Genomic DNA, 17,059 nt, shown 5'->3' with positions numbered 1-17,059 from the left:
TAGGGAAGCTCAATCTTCGAACATTAAACAAATCAATAGATTGAGACCCATGAGAGTTACATCGTACCGGGGTACCGGTAACATAAGAAAGCAATTATAAACACATGAAATTTATAGAAGACATATTTGCGAAGGTTCGCCCCAACTTTGAAAAAGGTGGTAAGTGGGAGAAGTTTTTCTATATATACGAAGCGCATGAGACGCTCTTTCTGGCCCCAAACAGCACGACAAGTGCCAAAGGAACTCAGATAAAAGATGCTATCGACATGAAGAGAATGATGATGACAGTAATCATAGCCATGATTCCTTGTCTTCTATTCGGAATATGGAATGCTGGACATCAACATTATCTGGCCATCGGTCAGGTAGCAGACCTGGCGAGTGAGATTTTGCTTGGAGCCACATTGGTTGTGCCGATCTTGATTGTATCGTATACAGTTGGCCTTGGTATAGAATTCACCTTTGCGACGATTAGAAAACACGAAGTAAACGAAGGGTTTCTAGTCACAGGGATGCTGATTCCTCTAGTGATGCCTCCTTCCATACCACTTTGGCAAGTTGGATTGGCTACAGCATTTGCAGTCATCATCGGCAAAGAAGCATTCGGAGGTACAGGAATGAATATCCTAAACGTGGCTTTGACCGCAAGAGCATTCTTATATTTTGCTTACCCTTCGCAGATTTCAGGTGACGTTTGGTCATACTTAGGTACTGAGCAGGCTATTGAAGGATTCTCAGGAGCTACACCACTTGCAATCGGTGCGGCGGCAGTAGAAGGCAGTGAATCTATGTTGAGCATGCTGGGCAATACCTGGTCCGCCGGATTATTTGATTTTTGGAATATGTTTATCGGGATCATTCCTGGTAGTATTGGAGAGACTTCTACTTTGATGTGCTTGATTGGTGCAGCCATCCTCATCATCTCAGGAGTAGGTAGCTGGAAGATTATTTTTAGCGTGTTTTTCGGAGCCTTCGTTATGGGTTCTGTTTGCAATATGCTTGGAGTCAACCCATACATGGAGTTGCCGGCACACTATCACCTGGTCATCGGTGGTTTAGCTTTTGGTGCAGTGTTTATGGCCTCTGACCCTGTCACAGCCACACAAACCGAAACAGGAAAATGGATTTATGGATTCCTTATTGGAGTACTGACCATTATCATAAGAGTATTTAACCCAGCTTATCCAGAAGGAATCATGCTGGCGATTTTATTAATGAACGTATTTGCGCCACTTATTGATTTTTATGTGGTAGCAGCTAACAAGAAAAGGAGGTTGAAACGTGCAACGATCTAATTTATACATAGTAGTTTTTTCCGGCATACTGACCATAGTATTGGCAGTATTACTGTCAGGTACTTCAGTGGTATTGAAGCCATTGCAAGACAAGCAAGTTGAGTTGGATACCAAGAAGAAGATTTTGGGGGCGGTGATGGATATTTCTAATATCAAAGAGCCCAACGAAATACTAGAGCTGTACAAGACACGTGTGACCTCTATGGTAGTCGATATCAATGGAGAGCTTATGGAAAAAGATGCCAAAGGAAATCCATTGGTTGCTGAGAAAATCGACTTTCAAAAGAATCATAATAAATACAAGAAAGATGTTGAATCCAGACCTTATCCGATATTCATGTATATGAAAGAAGACGGCTCTGGGGTAGATGCCTATATTTTCCCGATGTTTGGGGCTGGTCTTTGGGATTGGATATCAGGATTTATTGCTCTGGACGGTGATCTAAATACAATAAGAGGAGTAGCTTTCGATCACAAATCTGAGACACCTGGCTTAGGAGCTAGAATCACGGATGAGGCAGTAAAAAGCAGATACGTAGGCAAGAAGCTTTATGATGAATCAGGCTCCTTTCAGTCAGTAGATATGGTGAAAGGTGAAAAAGGACTGCCTTTGGATGATCATCACATTGATGGTATGTCAGGTGCTACCTTGACAGGTAAAGGTGTGAATGCTATGCTGAAAGATTATTTTGGGTATTACAGCACATTTATAGAAAAGAAGAGAGCTGCAGACCAGCCGGTAGCTGAGGTGGTAAGCACAGAAGAGGAAATGGTAGAAGAATCTGCTGAATAGTAAAGCAATGAATTGATTGGGCGATGCCCATTAAAATAAGATACAATGAGTACAGAAACTTTGGAACAAACGATAGTAAAAGAGCCTTCAGAGCCTTTATTGTCGAAGAGAAGGAAGAAGTTCATCACGGATCCGTTGAATGATGACAATCCGATCACTATACAAGTACTAGGCATCTGTTCTGCTCTAGCTGTAACAGTGAAGATGGAACCGACACTTGTCATGTCTGTGGCAGTGGTATTTGTGGTTGTATTTTCCAACCTTATCATTTCTCTAATGAGAGATCTCATCCCTGGACGAGTTAGAATTATTGTTCAGTTGGCTGTAATAGCCACGTTGGTGACTCTTGTGAGTGAGGTGTTGAAGGCTTATCTGTTTGACATGTACAAAGTACTCGGGGCATTTGTAGGTCTGATTATTACTAACTGTATTGTCATGGGACGATTAGAGGCGTTCGCTATGGCAAATAAGGCTTATGACTCGGTACTCGACGGACTGGGAAGCGGATTCGGGTACGCGTGGATCATTTTGACAGTAGCTTTTTTCAGAGAGCTATTTGGCTCTGGTACCGTATTCGATGTGCCAGTATATGCGACTATCTCTGATTGGACAGGAGGACTTGTCAATATTCAAACCAATGGATTAATGGTAGATTCTATCGGTGCTTTCATGGTACTGGGAATATTAATCTGGATTCAAAGAACTAAGAACGGATACGTAGAACACTAAGCGTGCCTGGAGCATACAAAAGAAATAGAAATGGAAGCATTTAATATATTCATAAAAAGCGCATTTATCGACAACATGGTGTTCGCATACTTTCTAGGTATGTGTTCGTTCTTGGCGGTATCCAAAAAAGTATCCACAGGCCTTGGGCTTGGCGCAGCAGTAATCTTTGTATTGACCATCACTGTGCCAATGAACTGGGTTCTACAGGAGTACATTCTGAAAGAAGGGGCTTTGGTTTGGATCAACAGTAGCTTTGAAACCATCGATCTTAGCTTTTTGCAATTCATAATGTTCATTGCAATTATTGCAGCTATGGTACAGCTGGTAGAGATGATCATAGAGAAGGTGTCTCCGGCACTCTACGGTTCACTTGGGATCTTTCTTCCATTGATTGCAGTGAACTGTGCGATCCTTGGCGCATCGTTATTTATGGTGCAGAGAGATTATACTATAATCGAGGCTACAGCTTATGGTGCAGGCTCCGGATTCGGTTGGTTTCTTGCCATCGTAGCACTGGCGGCCATCAGAGAAAAGCTAAAGTATTCCAACGTACCCAATGGACTCAAAGGCCTCGGTATTACAATGATCCTGACTGGATTGATGGGAATTGCATTCAAATCCTTTATTGGGATCGTGTTATAAGATCAAAAGAATTAATCTGAAACAGAATGTCCTGCTCCTGTACTTAATCAGGATGGCAGGACTTTTTTTGCCCAATAAATCCTCTTAGGATTTAAGAATTGAGTGGTGAGTTAGCTGAACAGTTTATGGAAAAGCTGGGGCTACTTTTTTTGCCTAAGCGTTTTTTTCATCTCCTCTTTCTCTCTTCTAAACAGATCAAGTAGGTATATCATTTCTTTCTGATTTTTGATATGTGAGAGTGCCAGGCTTGGAGACTTATAGTTGTAGATGTTATAGATTTTGATTGTCAAGAGGAAGGCTAAAAATAGGAAAGCGGCCATACAGCTCGCGGTCCAGGCTAGCTTTATTCTTTCTTTCGCCTGTTCTATTTTGTAGAAATAATTCGAGGTGATCAATTGTACTTTGTATTTGTCTCCTGCAGCTATCAGTTGCTTTTGCTGACTCAAAAAAGCCTTGTTTTCACCCGCATAGAGTCTCGAGTAATGCAAAGCTTTGTTTGGATCCGTTCTAAGTAAACAACTGGATAGAAAATCGTATAGTTCATAATATTCAGGCGTCTTGGGGACTTGATCTAGTAGTGAAAGAGCCTTATGAGCATAGGACATAGCCATGTCGTATTGCTCATTATTTAAAGACATTTCCGTTACATCTTTATAGGTCACAAATAGATCTCTGGCATTGTTTATTTTTTCTTTTTCCCGAATTGCTAAAAGGTAATATTTCCAGGCATTCTCAAAATTATTTTCCTTCTGGTATGTGAGGGCAATGTTGTGATAAGCTTGCCCGGAATATCTTGATGGTGCTCCTCCAGAATCTAATAGAATCATTTTGTTGAACCACACCCTGGAAGAGGTTAGTTCTCCAATCTCATAATAAATCGCTCCTAGTTGATTGTATGTTCTTTGTTTGATTACATTATCCTCTGGTTTAATAAATTCCAAACTTTGCATAAGTAAGTCAGTGGCTACAGTGAACTGCTGCTTTTTCCTATAAGCCCCAGATTGATTGTAAAGCAATTTTCGTAAAGCCTTGTTATTTTCTGCGGAAACTGCATATTGAATTCCTTGTTCGTAGAATTCAATAGCTTCATCCTCATGATGATGTTGTTTGAAAATTTTACCAAGAGTTACGCAAACTTCCGCTTGATTTGAAAGAGCAGTTTTACTATTCACTGATGCAAAATGAGTTAGTGCATCTAATAGGTAAGGTACGGCTTCATCCGGCCGGTTTTCTTGATCAGCAATAGCTCCAAGAAAAAACAAGCTTTTGGCAAGCCCAAAGGAATAGTCTGAATTCGCTGCTTTTTGACGTGCACGATTTGCAAGAATTTTTACTGTATCAGGATTAGAGCGATAATAAACTTTGCAGAGATTATTCAGGTCGTCAACTTCTTTTTGAATTTCAGTATCAAATCCAAATAATGAATAAATGAGTAATAAGTGAGTTAGAATCACTGACATGTCAAAAGGGGTTAGGTCTTATTGGGTAGCATTCAAAAACGAAAAATTGAATGTAATCAAATATAGGTTATTATTTGATTATTTGTAGGGCAAGATCTAACAAACGTGAAATTAGAATAGTAAAGGCAAACATTTTCTGTTTGCCTTTAAAAAACACTGAATTAGCCTCCAGTAGGATCTCCGGTCTCATCATCATCATCAATATCATTTGTTGAGGTTGGTAAATCCATTTGGATTTCGTCAAATTCACTCTCGCCCTCGCAAGCTGAGAATCCGAACATTGAAACAAAAACTAGTGAGAAAATTACAATTACTCTTTTCATAATAATAAATTTTAGTGTTTGAAAAATTTTACAAAAGAGTAAATATCGGGGAATAATGTGTTGAGAAAGATCAGAATTCTTTCTTCGATTAGAGCCAACCTGATATTATTCGATTGAATCCAGTTTAAAATGGAATTATTTCCGGCTTTCTAAAGGCAAAGTCCCGGATATTGAGATGAGAGGAGGTCGAAAGATCCACTAGTCCTGTACCAGCATTTATCGGGGTGCTAGGATAATATCCTAATCTAATTTGTATGGTGGATACTGCTAAGTTGTCATTTCGAAGTCGGATACCGCCACCTAGTCCTAAGAAATGATCAGTATCGAAAAAGTTATTACGAATATTTTTGGTCATCGTATAATCAAAGAATCCGAACAAAGCCATTCTAAATTCTATAAGGTTGATAGGAGTGAACAACACTGTTTCTAACCTTAGATTTAGTTTTGTGGTCGCTCTCAAGTAATAGCTTCTCACACCTCTAATTCCCAGATGATCTTCTGAGCTCAAAATGTATTCTTCATCAGGATGCAAAGCCTGGCTAAAGGTAAGGTCAACGAATTGTCTAATCTTGTACTGATTTACATTGATCAATGATGTAAAGTAGTCGGCACCAATTCTGAAGATTCCGTTTTCATATCCGTTTTCGCTAAGAAAACTTCCCCAAGACACGATTCCATTTAGGTAACCAAATTTCCTAATGTAACCACCTCTGGCGTAATTGAATCCAATGTAGACTCTTTCGTTGAATTCTGTTGTTTGGTATCCTGCCACTACCCCTAGCTCACTACCCGTAGGGATGTCCTCTGTCCGTCCAAATTGAACAATAAACCTGTCTTTGTAATAGTTTCTCGAACTCAGGCCAAGACTCAATAAGTAGGTTGTATTATCGTGATATCGATAGTTGGTGTCGGCGGTTACTATGGGGCGATCGTAAAAATCCGAATGCTCCACACCTGCTGAGGCCACAGCGTTAGTTTCTGCATTGATACCTAGAAGGTGAGTTTTGATATTTGTTTTGAAGGACCGACCGAGCCATAAGCTGGCATATTTTTTCTCATAGAAATAAGGAGAGGCCACGTCGCTGGCAGGCTCATAGTTGTATTCTCCGTACTTATATCTGCTGAGTGCCGCACCGCCTGCATATTTTGTCTCTTGTGTATAAAAGTCACGTGACAAGAACCCTCCAATGCCAGTTCGTCTGAAGTGGTTGGCATAGTTGAGCTCACTGTCAATAAAAGAACCTTGAATATTTATAATTCTATAAAAAAAATCTGAACCACCATTTCGGATATAGTCATATTCTAGTTCATGCCCTATACCAGCAATGTTCACATTGCTAAGACCGAAGAGCGCATCGTTGTCATTGCTGGGAGTCAGCAGCAAACTGTACGGAAAAACATCTTGTGTGACGACTGCCACATCCACTTTTCGCCTGGTGGAGCCCTGTCTTATCATTATGCGAGCATCTTTCACATAGTCAAGCCGTCGAAGAAGACGCTCACTATCCACAAGGTCGGAGGGATCGACCCGGTCGCCTTCTTTGAAAGTCAGGTTTTTTCTAATGATCCAATCCTGCGTATGAACATGAATTTTATTTAAAGGCTTGGTCCATTTTGACGGGTTGTTTTTTGTGGTATCTTTTACTGTCGCACCAAAGATGGGCAAGTGCTTGTATTTCAAGGAAGATATTTTATCCCTTTCATAAGGGGTGAAGGCTTGTTCGTGAAATTCTTCCGCTCTAGGAGAAGAGCCATTATTTGCAAACATGACACCGTACATGAGGCTAGCCACTTTTGACTTACTCATTTTCTTCTCTACTTGTTTATAAAATTCCTGCGTCCTTTCAAGGTTGTTTTTTCTGATATAGAAATCTGTAGTATCAGGCAAGATGAAGACAGAATCCTTACGTACATAGTAAGCGTGATCATGAATGAAGATGAAGCGATCGGCTTTCACCCGAACGGTATCCATTTTTGCTTTTGGCTTGGCCTTAAGTACTTTTTTCTGCCCGTATAATGCAGTGCTAGGCAAGAGTAATAGAAGAAGATAAACAATGAGATTCTTCAATGCGTGGCAGTCCAAAGGGTAGTTATAAATGTATTAAACTTCTAATCTGCAAAGTTGCATGAAAAAAAAGGAGACCTCCAAATAATGAAGGCCTCCGTTAAAGATAATACTATTTATTTTTTTTATTCGTACCTCAGATTATTCACGGGATTAATTTTGGCAGCCCTCAAGGTCTGGGTGACTATCGTCCCTCCACCTAATATAATAAGAGTAATCAAACTTAGACTCAATTCGAACCAGCCGAGAGGAGCATGATAAAATACAATTTGGCCCAGCATAAATTCAAAGAACACAAAGGCTAACGGGAGCGCAATAATGGCGGCAATGAGCATGAGTTTGAAGAAACCATTAGAGAGTTGAAGAGTCAAGTCTTTGACTGAGGCTCCCATCACCTTGCGAATTCCGATTTCCTTAATTTTATTTTCCATAGAAAAAACAACCATTCCCAGAAGACCAAGGCATGCTATTGAAATTGCCAGAAAGCTCAAAAATGAGTAAATCTTGATTTGATTTCTTAAGGACTGATAAGCCGTATCTAATTTATCTTCCAAGAAGATCAATTCAAAAGGGACTATTTTGTTAAGCGTCTCCCAAGTGGCTTCAAATTTCATAGCTGTACCAAATACGTCTGTTGTACTCACTTGCATAGTGGCAGTACTAAACCGGTCTGGATTATATCTAAAAAAGAAGGGTTGAATCTCTTCAAAAACAGGGAGGTGATTAAAATCTTTCACCACTCCTATTACTCTGCCTACGTGGCCGCCTTCAAGAAGAAGTGTTTTGTTTAACGCCTCCTGTTTAGTCCAATTCATGGTGGTCAGCAGGGTTTCATTAATAAACAATTGTTCCTCATTTACTCTGCTCAGGTCTTCAATAAATTTTTTGCCTTCAATAATTTCGAACTTCATAAGATCCAAATATGAATTGTCTACAAATAACTGTGCCACTGCCACAGAATCTATTCCATCTTCTATTTGTACCCACTCTTCATCATTAGAGGGTGTACCGGGGACGCCGGATGAGAAGGCTATTTGCTGGACTTCTGGATGGATGGAGAATTCATGCGAAACCAAATCTTTGTCTACGCCATGTAGAGGAAGTAGAACTTTATTGGATTCGTCGAAGCCTTTTTCATAGTTGATAGTATGGATGTATTGTGTACTCATGGCAATGGCGCCGAAGATGAACAGAATAGATAGACAAAACTGTACTACCGTTAGTACATTTCTAAGGCCGCCCTTAAACAGTATGCCGGCTTTGGCGCCACCCTTCAATGATGAAATAGCACTCATTTTGGAAAAGTAGATGGCAGGAATGATTCCAGCCAAAAAACTAGTAAAAAGAGCAAACGCAATAAACGAGAGAGCTACCGGCCAATGAATCGAAAGATCCAAAGTGTCTGCTCCTATAATCATACTCAAAAATTCTTCTCTGATCAGGGTGAAGATATACACCGCTCCGACTAACGAGATGCAAGTTATGATCAGTGTTTCAAACAAAAACTGAATGAAAATATCTCTTCTGCCACCACCGACTACTTTTCGCAAGCCGATCTCCTTAGCTCTTTTCAACGATCTGGCGAGTGATAGATTAGCGTAGTTGAAGCAAGCCGGAAGCAGAATAATTAAGGTAAGAAAAACAAAAAATGCCATCGTCAACTGATCAAAGACTGGTCCGATCGAATAGTTGATATCCTCTCCTGAGACAATATTGGAAATTGGCTGTAAATACAGAGCAAATTGCTCATTGTCGACAGAGAGTCCGTCTGCGATTTTTGACAAAGGCTCTTCCAGAGATTTGGCTGACACCCCCTCTTTTAATAATAGATAGGTGTATGAGTTGATATAGAATCTGTAGTCATCGTATCGCTTGGTTAGCCCTTTGTCAATTGCCTCCAGCGTGCTATAGGAGACCAGCGCTTCAAACTGGAGATGAGAAGCAGACGGGTAGTCTTTCATGATGCCGGTTATTTTGAATAAGCCCTTCTCTTTTACTTCCAGCACTTTGCCCAGTACATCTGAATGCCCGAAGAGGCGTGTAGCAGACTTTTCAGTGAGGATCAGACTGAATGGTTCGTTTAGTGCTGATGACGTGTTGCCGGCTTGAAGTGGGAAAGTAAACGCCTTCAAAAACTCGACATCCGCATACAGTCCTGAAAAACTCATTTCGTTTTCATCAATATCAATCTGTGCGTTGAAGCCATCATTGATGGTAATAGTCGACTCAATTTGCTCTGTGTAGCCACCAATCCGGTCGGTCACATATGGAGCTGTAGTCGCAAATTTATCATTGACCGAACTACTTTTGATTTTTGTATTGATGCGGTAGATTCGATCTCCATTGACATGAAACTTGTCAAACTGCTGTATACTGTAGAGCATGGTGATTCCCAGTAGGCAGATGGACATCCCAAAAGCCAAACCAATGATATTGATGAAGGAAAAGGTTTTGTGTTTGACAAGGCTCCTTGCTGATACCTTTAAGAAATTTGCTATCAGGGCCAAAGAGGGAGCATTGAATCGAAACGAGTATGAGGCGTCCTTCTTTCTTTTCTTCACAGCATATGAGAATATCAGTGAGAGGACTTGACGCCAGAATATTCGGTTGGCTTTTTTCCTGCCTATTGTGGTAGTATTCGAGATGTATAGTTCTTCGAGATCACCATATAAATCTTCCACTGCTGCATTACCACAAAACCAGAAGAAGAGTTTAACGGCCAGGCGAGGCGGGGATTGAGTTTTTTGACCTTGATTTTTCATCTTGAAGTGAGTTTTAAGTCTGACAACGTCCATAGTTCATCTCGCAAGGATTTCATATCGGACAAGGCTTGTTTGGCTGATGCGGTGAGCTGGAAAAAGCGCTTTCTACGACCACCTCTTTCGTTGGTAGGTTCTCCCAGATATGAGGTAATAAATCCCTTTTCATCGAGCCGGGTTATGGTCGAGTGAAGGGCTCCTATGCTGGTTTTTCTGTTTGTGCGATTTTGGATGTCTTCCAATACTGCCACTCCGTAGGCTTGTTCACCAAGTGTGGCAATGGTCAGTAAGACTAATTCTTCAAATTCTCCTATGTGTCCTTTCATATAAGTTTGAGTTTATTGAGTTTTCAATAAGCGTGTACGAAGATTCAAACTATTAGTTTCTAGTTTTAAGAAGATATATAAATGTTGGCTTATCTTCTTTTAGCTGAGATTATTGCTGTTATCCTCAAATGGACTTTTTTCTCAATGGTCTTTCATATAATTTCGTGCAAAAAAAAGTTGCTATGAAAAAAATATATGTCGTACTGTTCATACTAGTGGCTTGTTCTTCTTTGGGATATTCTCAAGCACAAAAGGGTAAAACTCATCTTGGTATTGGTTTGGGACTTAACTATGGTGGTATTGGTGGGTCTATCACCCACAATTTGTCAGACAATTTTGGAATGTTCATTGGCTTGGGTCATCAGCTAGCAGGATTCGGTTACAACTTTGGAGTGATGTACTATGTACCATCAGAAAAAAGGGCTCAAGCTTATTTTAGTGCCATGTATGGAACCAATGCAGCTCTGAAGGTGGAAGGCTTCACGGAATTGGACAAAGTATATCTTGGCCCTACTGTCGGCTTTGGAGTAAAGCTGTTCGGTAAAAAGAATGAGGAAAACTACTGGAATTTTGGACTATTACTCCCATTCCGATCTTCCGAATATGACAATGATGTGGACATCGTGAAGAGTCTGCCAGGCATTGAGCTGCAAGAGCCATGGCCTGTTTTATTTACTATTGGTTACAATATTAATATTGGGGGCTAAACACTCATTTGAGATAAACCGGCATTTGCTAATTGAGCTATGACCACAAATTGAAACTTAAAATCTGTTGAATGGACTATTTTATTCAGCAGATTTTTTTATTGGCGGCTGTGTTGTTCAGAAGAGTTATCGGGCTTAGAATTCCCTACTCAATTGACCTTTACTTTTTATTTTTAATAGGTCGGTAAATCATGACTTTTCCTTTGGTGACATGATTTAGGTTGAAATTGCTAACGCCAACTTTTTTACCCCATTCACTGGTGTTTTGATGGGCAATTTCAAAATCACCCTTGGCATTTACTTTATATACTATAGCTGTGTGCTGAGCCATGGCCGAGCTATAAGTGGTATTTCCTACAGACCATTTCATTTGAACGTTTTCGAATTGGATCAGATCACCGGGAAGAACTTCTTCATTTTTTGGATTGAGTTTTCTGCCATAGATTGTGACTGTTTTTTGAGAGCTACGATCGAAATAGGCTCCCGAATAGGCCAGTGCACCTGCTGCAAGATCCCAGCATTCTCCTCGAGCTACTTTTTTATCCATTACACTATCTATGTAGGTAATGATTTTGGCATTGAGCTCTGGTAGCTCTATAGTATATGAGAGCGAGAGCAATAGAATAAGCAGACTAGATTTTAGCATTGTTACCCTTTTAAAGGGTATAACGAACTAAGGCAAAATAGGGTTCAAGTCTAAATTATCGTTCATAGAAAACTTTGTTGGCTGTAGTTAGGAATAGCAAAATCCCACCATTCATCCGGCAAACAGCGTCCATTCATAAGATTATCTATAAAAACTTCATCTCCATTTCAAATCTTGAAGTTAACCCCAGGTAAATGGAGAACCATACAAATTCCACATTCTAAAATTAAGTGAAATGAAAACAATTATTTTATCAGGCATGATCATGCTTGGAATTACTTTTTCAATCTTAGCTCAAGAAGCAGTCAATTTAGGAGATTTAAAAATCAATCAATTGTTAGAGTCCAGATCAGAAATTCAGACGTTTTATAAAGAAACACTTGGGGCAAAAGTCGTATCATTTGATGAGCCAGTGGTTAGAGACTATATTCAGTTTGACAATGATCTTCGACTCAATCTAATCTATCAGCAAGACTTCAAAGATGTACCTGATGCGGATGCGTTTTATGGCGGCCTATGGATAAAAATTTTGGTAGACGATTTTGATCGACGATATAACCGAGTTAAAAACTCAACGGCCAAAATCATAAAAGATCGACCTGAAAAGGGAGAGCTGTATTTTCAAGCACCGGGCGGTCAGGTCTATAGAATGGTCAAAATTGAGGCGAATTAGCCGTCTATGTGATTAGAACAAAAAAAGCGAATACCAAGAGGAACTTAGAAGAAGAAACCGAAATCGAAAGAAATGAGATCCTCTTCTGGAGAAAATGCATAGGATAGTGCTGCTGCGAATTTGCTTAGCGGTGCTACCCAAATGCCAGTGCCTACAGATCGATGCCAGGTATTGGAGTTTTCTTTAGTCCACACACGACCAACGTCATAAAAACCATGGATACCAAACCTCCCAGGGAAGAGGATAGAGGAGAAATCGAAGAGTTTGAGCCTGAGGTCGACATTTTGATAGAAGCTTGTTCGCCCGTAAAAACGAGTTTTTCTAAAACCTCTAAGATTACTTCTGCCACCCAATGTATTGGCATTATAAAACTCATCGGCTACGAAGTCTCCAAAGTTATGCGCATAACCGGTGCGAGACGCAAGTGTGAGCCACGCAGGGTATTGGAAACTGTAGTAGAGACCAAGGCTTGTATGAAGGTGGCCATAGTCCGTAGTATTGTTACTAAGGCCTTTGTGTCCAGAAAGCTCATTTTCCCAATATAATCCACGTGTTGGAAAAAGTTTTTCGTCTCTCGTGTCGAATTCCAACTGGCTATAAAGCCCACCATAATGACGTGCATTCTCGAAGAGTTCGCTTGTGTCGAACTCACTGAATCCGGTAGAGCTTAGATACGAATTAGCACGCTCTTCTACCTCCACAGTTCGCTGTCGTATTCCGAAAGAGAAGAGTCCCTTGTTGCCAAGATTTTTATCCATACTCAGCTCCAATACCCTTTCTTCTACTCTTATTCGATAAAAATCAACTCCCCTATCGAGGTTGTATTCAGAATCATTACCCAGCCCAAAAAAGTTGTTCACTACAGGGCTTTTGATATCAATCCCAAGTCCCACGTTCCAAGTGCCTATGACGTCATTGAAGTCACCTTCATACTTCACGTTGAAAGCCCTGGTTTCCAAGGCTACATTTGCAAGTACCAAATGTTCGGATTTATATGGGTCCTTGCGCCAGCCTTGCTTGGTATATCTAAACCCGCCGCCAATAAAAATACCATCATCGGGATTTATAGTACCATAGACCATAGGCATCAATTTGTCATATTTGAACCAATATCTATTGTACTTGTTGATGCCTTTTTTCTCACTCAGTTTCGAGTTGAAAGTCTGTCTTTCGGTAGCTATTTTAGAGGAATGAGCCTTGTCGTATATTTTTATATTGCTGGCCTTTTCTGCGGTGGTTTCATCATAAAATGTGTCTTTCCCTTTTCCACCAATGATTCGCACGTTGATCTTGCTTTTTGCTGACCCAGTTATTTTGAATTGATCATTATCGTCCAACCCGTAGATTCTCACCTCTTTGGTTTCCTTGCCGATAAAAATACGCTCGTATATAACCTGCCTCACTTCTTTGCCCTTAGACAGTTTGTACACTGTTAGTTTTAGACTGTCCCTACTCATATTTTCTATGATGAACAATTCTTTCTTATCAGATCCTAGTACCTCTACCTCACGAGAAAGTGATTCATAATGCCGCATGGTGAAGTCCGGAAGATTGTCTCTTCTGGCCTTCAAAGTTTTGATGGTTCGTTCGCCAGCAAGCTTGTAGATTTCTTCCGGCCATTGCCCGATGGCCTCTTCGATGACTTCATCAGATAGTTTGTCTCTCACCTCTATTGCCATTTTGGCCCAATCTTCTCTTGAAAGCTCATTCAAAAACCAACGATCAAAATGTCGAGCGTTGAAGTTGAAACCAGGCGTCCATCTTATGTTGTCATTGAATCCTTCGACTCTTGGCATAGCCCAGCGTCGACTCGCCAGCTTTGGCAACCAGCCCTCGTTTAGGTAGAATGTTTGATCTCTGTCTCTTGGTATGGGGCGATAGAGTGTGCCTTTATCTTTGTCAAAAGAAGCCCAGCGCCATTGGTCTTCATGTCTGTCCCAATCGGCAATTGTCATATCAAACATTCTGTTTCTAAGTGCAAATACCTGATCTACTTCATTGTCGTTGTCATCATGTATTTCTTCCAGGACTTCCGGTGAATTTACGAGGTCGTCTGAGTTCCCGAAAATGCCTGAACCAGACCAGTCTTTCGCAGGTCGTTCTTCGTACAAGGCCAGTGAATTAGCAAAAGTTTGGCGATGTCTCCCCAGTGCGCCGTCGTTTGGGATGTACACGAGCTTGGGGTTGGTGTGATAGATGCCGACGGCCTCTGCCATATGAGGTACGACAAATGCACCGTACGGATTGCTGGCACTCATCTGATCCTGCACAATGTTTATTGCAATGGTTCCTTTCATGATTTCTGGAACAGCTCTTTCTGGGTACTTTTCAAGCGACCTTAGGACATATTGCCTACCATCTGAAGCCTGCATACGAAGAGAATTGGTTTGCAATCCGCCACCCTTTTTTATGATCTCAAGGCCTCCTTTCTCTTCTGTAATGTTAAAAATAGGTGCACTTACCTCGGTTTCCCATATCTCACGATAATTAACTCCCATCAATTTCCGTTTGAAACCTCCAGCATCATATTGTGTAGAGGCATGAGCCAGACGGACGCTATCGTCAAACGAATATCTGGGATAGTCATAATTATCGGGCCTGTATTGAAATGAATAGAGGGAAGTTTCATAGATTTTTTCCCCTTTGGGACTTTGTGCATCTGCAGCCCAAAACTCCAATTTAGGCTGGCCTGACGGCAAATAAGACACGGCACCGAACCCTCTTCTAGATTCACCAAATTTCAGGTACTTCCCTTTTTTCTTTAGATATGATACTTTCGAGCCAGACCCACTTACAATATAATTGACCTTGTCTTTTTCAATATGCTGTAGCGAATGTTCATGTCCAGACACAAAGATTGCGTTGGGGTAGTAAGACAATACACTCGCTATGGTATTTCTTATCGCTTTGTACTTCGGGTGTGGGATGTCTTGCAACGACCCTGCGGTCGATCTGTATACCGGATATATAGAACCAATCACGGGTAAAGGAATATATAGGTCCGGATTTAGGGCCGTTAGAGGGAATAGGTGCCTCTTAAACGGATATTTTCCACCATGAGGACCGTAGCTATACATCGGGTGATGCGCCGCAACTATGACGTGATCATTTTTGTGAGCCTCAAGCATTTCGTAGAAGTCATGCAAAATGTCAGCTTCCTTGTGTGGTACCAATACATCAGAGGTCAGAGGTTTTTCCCATTCGTGTAAGATCCATTGCAGATCTAGGACGATTAAGAATAAACCTTCGTCCAGTTTTATTTCTTCGGGGCCTGGTTCTCCATTTTTGGGATAAAACACTTTTTTGCTATCGTAATACTTTTTTACCTTTTTTGATTGATTTCTGACTCGATCCCAGCCCTCTTTGCCGCTATGGTCCCAATCATGGTTTCCGGGAATAATAATTGTTTTACCCTTGAAGTTTTTGGTGATTTCAAGTTGCTTGAGCAGTTTATCTTCCTGTTGGTCGCGGTCCTTGTGATCTTTATCCGGCAATCCATCCTTATAAATGTTGTCTCCAAGAAAGATAACAGTAGCATTTTTGCCTGCCTTGTTTAATTCAGCTTCAAGCGTAGCAAAGTTTTCACTTGCCAGCTTTGGCTCTCCAGCATCTCCTATCAAGAAGACCTTATGTGAAGTCTGTGGGGTTTGGGCAAACCCAGTTTCTACCAGAGTAAGTGCAATGACAGCAAATAATGTTATCGATCGAATCATTAGTTCATATTAAATTTCAAGATATACCCCTTGTCGCCCTGGCCTTCACTTGAGATAAACATATCACCATTTGGGGCGAAGCATATACCTTCTGGTTGCCCCAGAAGACGCGGATCTAGAGGGATACTTCCTTTGATGTTGCCCTTTTTATCAGTAATCAGCATCAACTTGCCCACCGATGCGATAATATAAAAGTGACCGTTGGTGGGATGTAATGCAATGCCAGATGGGTTAAAGTTAATTCTGTTAGACTCGTATTTGAAATCCTTATTTTCTTCAAGAAAATTTTTGATATCGTCTTTTGTGATTTTGAATGCTGGTTTTTCTTTGACTTCTTTTTTGTCAAGATCAAAAATATAGGCTGCCTTGCCTTTGGTCTTCTTGTTGCCTAATCCAGCATCGCCCTTACATATAAGGTACAAATTCTCTGTACCAGGATCATAAACTAATCCTTCTACGTCGTTGCTCTTTTTAAGTATGGTGTTGTATTTCTTTTTCTTTTCTATTTTCCCTTGATCGTTTAGCACAATTTTGTGCAGATCTCCATTGCTTTCTACGATGTATAATTTTTCTCCATCACAAGTGATTCCCTCATAGTCACCCGATCCTTCAAACTTTATGGTCTTTTCTAATTCTCGCTTGTGATGATTATAAAAAAATATTTTGCCATCTTCATCTTGAATGCAGGCGATTACTCCAGGTTGGTAATAGGTCATCCCGGAGATTTCTTCAAGGACATATGGCAAGAAATATTTTGCATCCGGTTTTTTAAGGTCGTAATTTTCAAGTGTAGATGGCGTATGATAAAACAAGGCTTCTGCGGTAGGCCTGGAGTTGTACTGACATCCCACGAACAGAGCCAAAAGAATTATCATAGTATACTTTGTGTAAGGCATGACATCTGGACTAATATATTAATATCAGAGAA

At 40.6% G+C, this 17,059-nt stretch carries 14 protein-coding genes; 6 read left to right on the top strand and 8 right to left on the bottom strand.

Features of this window, described 5'->3' with window-relative positions:
• The first annotated feature begins 104 nt into the window (after window positions 1-104).
• The 4 genes from ABJF11_RS08010 to nqrE are packed head-to-tail and all read left to right on the top strand — an operon-like array spanning window position 105 to window position 3,459.
• Entirely contained in the window at window positions 105-1,295 is a 1,191-nt protein-coding gene (locus ABJF11_RS08010; protein WP_348119283.1) for an NADH:ubiquinone reductase (Na(+)-transporting) subunit B, read from the top strand.
• On the top strand, window positions 1,282-2,088 hold the full coding sequence (gene nqrC / locus ABJF11_RS08005) for an NADH:ubiquinone reductase (Na(+)-transporting) subunit C (RefSeq protein ID WP_348119282.1): 807 nt from the start codon (window positions 1,282-1,284) through the stop codon (window positions 2,086-2,088). Before ABJF11_RS08010 ends, nqrC begins: the two co-directional genes overlap by 14 nt.
• A gap of 45 nt (window positions 2,089-2,133) precedes the next feature.
• On the top strand, window positions 2,134-2,817 hold the full coding sequence (locus ABJF11_RS08000; RefSeq protein ID WP_348119281.1) for an NADH:ubiquinone reductase (Na(+)-transporting) subunit D: 684 nt from the start codon (window positions 2,134-2,136) through the stop codon (window positions 2,815-2,817).
• Window positions 2,818-2,847: 30 nt separating this feature from the next.
• On the top strand, window positions 2,848-3,459 hold the full coding sequence (gene nqrE, locus ABJF11_RS07995) for an NADH:ubiquinone reductase (Na(+)-transporting) subunit E (RefSeq protein ID WP_348119280.1): 612 nt from the start codon (window positions 2,848-2,850) through the stop codon (window positions 3,457-3,459).
• A 140-nt stretch (window positions 3,460-3,599) separates the two neighbouring features.
• On the opposite strand, the gene ABJF11_RS07990 is transcribed toward nqrE, so the two are convergent.
• The 5 genes from ABJF11_RS07990 to ABJF11_RS07970 all read right to left on the bottom strand — a co-directional run bounded on the left by ABJF11_RS07990 (window position 3,600) and on the right by ABJF11_RS07970 (window position 10,392).
• Entirely contained in the window at window positions 3,600-4,919 is a 1,320-nt protein-coding gene (locus tag ABJF11_RS07990) for a hypothetical protein (RefSeq protein ID WP_348119279.1), read from the bottom strand.
• Between the two features lie 161 nt (window positions 4,920-5,080).
• Window positions 5,081-5,242: a hypothetical protein gene (locus ABJF11_RS07985; protein ID WP_348119278.1), complete on the bottom strand. Its 162-nt coding sequence runs from the start codon at window positions 5,240-5,242 to the stop codon at window positions 5,081-5,083.
• A gap of 124 nt (window positions 5,243-5,366) precedes the next feature.
• The gene (locus ABJF11_RS07980; protein ID WP_348119277.1) at window positions 5,367-7,274 is read right to left on the bottom strand and encodes a hypothetical protein; all 1,908 of its coding nucleotides are present in this window, start codon (window positions 7,272-7,274) and stop codon (window positions 5,367-5,369) included.
• 158 nt (window positions 7,275-7,432) lie between these two features.
• On the bottom strand, window positions 7,433-10,069 hold the full coding sequence (locus ABJF11_RS07975; protein WP_348119276.1) for an ABC transporter permease: 2,637 nt from the start codon (window positions 10,067-10,069) through the stop codon (window positions 7,433-7,435).
• On the bottom strand, window positions 10,066-10,392 hold the full coding sequence (locus tag ABJF11_RS07970) for a helix-turn-helix transcriptional regulator (RefSeq protein WP_348119275.1): 327 nt from the start codon (window positions 10,390-10,392) through the stop codon (window positions 10,066-10,068). The genes ABJF11_RS07975 and ABJF11_RS07970 overlap by 4 nt, the downstream gene beginning before the upstream one ends.
• Window positions 10,393-10,574: 182 nt before the next feature.
• Here ABJF11_RS07970 and ABJF11_RS07965 point away from each other — a divergent pair, with 182 nt between their 5' ends.
• Window positions 10,575-11,099, top strand: coding sequence for a hypothetical protein (locus tag ABJF11_RS07965; protein WP_348119274.1), 525 nt, complete (start codon window positions 10,575-10,577; stop codon window positions 11,097-11,099).
• A 160-nt stretch (window positions 11,100-11,259) separates the two neighbouring features.
• On the opposite strand, the gene ABJF11_RS07960 is transcribed toward ABJF11_RS07965, so the two are convergent.
• A complete protein-coding gene (locus ABJF11_RS07960) occupies window positions 11,260-11,745 on the bottom strand; it encodes a CHAP domain-containing protein (protein WP_348119273.1) in 486 nt (161 codons plus the stop codon).
• A gap of 235 nt (window positions 11,746-11,980) precedes the next feature.
• On the opposite strand from ABJF11_RS07960, the gene ABJF11_RS07955 reads away from it, so the two are divergent.
• Window positions 11,981-12,418 (top strand): VOC family protein, encoded by a 438-nt coding sequence (locus ABJF11_RS07955; protein ID WP_348119272.1) that lies wholly within the window; start codon window positions 11,981-11,983, stop codon window positions 12,416-12,418.
• 44 nt (window positions 12,419-12,462) lie between these two features.
• On the opposite strand, the gene ABJF11_RS07950 is transcribed toward ABJF11_RS07955, so the two are convergent.
• Both ABJF11_RS07950 and ABJF11_RS07945 read right to left on the bottom strand, forming a co-directional pair.
• The gene (locus tag ABJF11_RS07950; protein ID WP_348119271.1) at window positions 12,463-16,131 is read right to left on the bottom strand and encodes a metallophosphoesterase; all 3,669 of its coding nucleotides are present in this window, start codon (window positions 16,129-16,131) and stop codon (window positions 12,463-12,465) included.
• Window positions 16,131-17,027, bottom strand: a complete 897-nt coding sequence (locus ABJF11_RS07945; RefSeq protein WP_348119270.1) for an SdiA-regulated domain-containing protein — start codon at window positions 17,025-17,027, stop codon at window positions 16,131-16,133. Before ABJF11_RS07945 ends, ABJF11_RS07950 begins: the two co-directional genes overlap by 1 nt.
• Between the last annotated feature and the right edge of the window lie 32 nt (window positions 17,028-17,059).

The organism is Reichenbachiella sp. (assembly GCF_039941815.1).
GTDB lineage: Bacteria > Bacteroidota > Bacteroidia > Cytophagales > Cyclobacteriaceae > Reichenbachiella.
This window is presented reverse-complemented; position numbering and strand designations above follow the sequence as displayed.